The organism is Aeromonas sp. QDB25, assembly GCF_027707725.1.
GTDB classification, from domain to species: domain Bacteria; phylum Pseudomonadota; class Gammaproteobacteria; order Enterobacterales; family Aeromonadaceae; genus Aeromonas; species Aeromonas caviae.
In genome coordinates this window covers 1-1,151 of record NZ_JAPCIZ010000215.1, presented here as the reverse complement: position 1 = coordinate 1,151, position 1,151 = coordinate 1, and the positions used below count along the sequence as shown (strand labels likewise).

2 protein-coding genes are annotated in these 1,151 nt (G+C 45.5%); one reads left to right on the top strand and one right to left on the bottom strand.

Annotated elements, in window-relative coordinates:
* The first annotated feature begins 74 nt into the window (after positions 1-74).
* Positions 75-269 (top strand): hypothetical protein, encoded by a 195-nt coding sequence (locus PG883_RS23540; protein ID WP_247157282.1) that lies wholly within the window; start codon positions 75-77, stop codon positions 267-269.
* Between the two features lie 167 nt (positions 270-436).
* On the opposite strand, the gene PG883_RS23535 is transcribed toward PG883_RS23540, so the two are convergent.
* Positions 437-1,151 (bottom strand): AraC family transcriptional regulator (locus tag PG883_RS23535; protein WP_270808470.1); only part of this gene is annotated, 715 nt, incomplete at its 5' end.

Sequence of the window (1,151 nt, the reverse complement as noted above, 5' to 3'; positions counted from 1 at the left end):
TGTCAAAAACTAGTTGATATTTCACAGTTTCTGATTAATTGAAATTTCAGTGTTATGAGGATGGGAGACAAGATATGGAAGAACAGTTTAGCAAGTATGATCCAACTGAATACTTGACCAACGAAGCTGAGATCAATGCCTATTTAGATGAAGCCATGACGATTGGAGAACCTAATTTGCTCTCTGCGGTTCTTAACGACATAACCAAAACCAAATGCATGGTAAAATCATGTTCAGAAAACGGAAATAACAATAACGCATGCTTATAGCGTAGCAACGGATACGTCGAGATTCTTGGCTACATCCTGAGGGGGGTACTCCGCTGGCTAATAGCTTTTTGGCAGACTCGATCTTGCTGTAGGTCAACCAGCCTTAACGTGTTAGCCACAACGAACATATGCATTCCCACGCTGGCGCGTGGGAATAAATAATTGTATTAAATTCGCTTAACCTGCTGCGGACTCTGACCATAATAGCGTTTAAATTCACGACTGAACTGCGACACGCTTTCATAGCCAACCGCATAAGCGGCGCTTTGCACGGTGCAGTTAGTCTGCGTGAGGCGAGCATAAGCGTGGCTGAGGCGCACTTTTTTTAGATATTGCATGGGTGAATCGGCCGTATAGTGCTTGAATCTACGCTGCAAGGTGGGAATGCTCATGCCCATATGGGACGCCAAATCATGCAAAGTGACAGGCTGCTCCAATTGACGTAAAAGAAACTCAGAGGCTTGTAAAAATTGAGCAAAGCTACCATCTTGCTCCAGCCACTCGCGGATAAATGCACAAACATCGGCTTGTTCTAATGCCGCATATACCAGCGTTTGAATGTGTGTGGGCATAAACAGATCGCACGTGACTGGATTGCCTAGCGCATTCAACAACCCGTATAAAGCCGTTTGGATGGCTGGAGTCACTTGAACAGACAAAAAACCCGAGTGCGAATGGGCTGCCGCCATCTGTTCCGATGTGCTGCCTGAATGCACAGTCAAGTGGTGTAGCAATTGCGCCACTTGTTTGCGTTCAAAACGGATTTGTATCCCAATGACAGGTTCTTGTTCGCTGGCGCGAATGTTGCAGTACACAGGATAAACTCCAGTCAGCAACAAAGCTTTGCTGGGGTTGTATACGTAATAATTTTGTCCAAGCTGT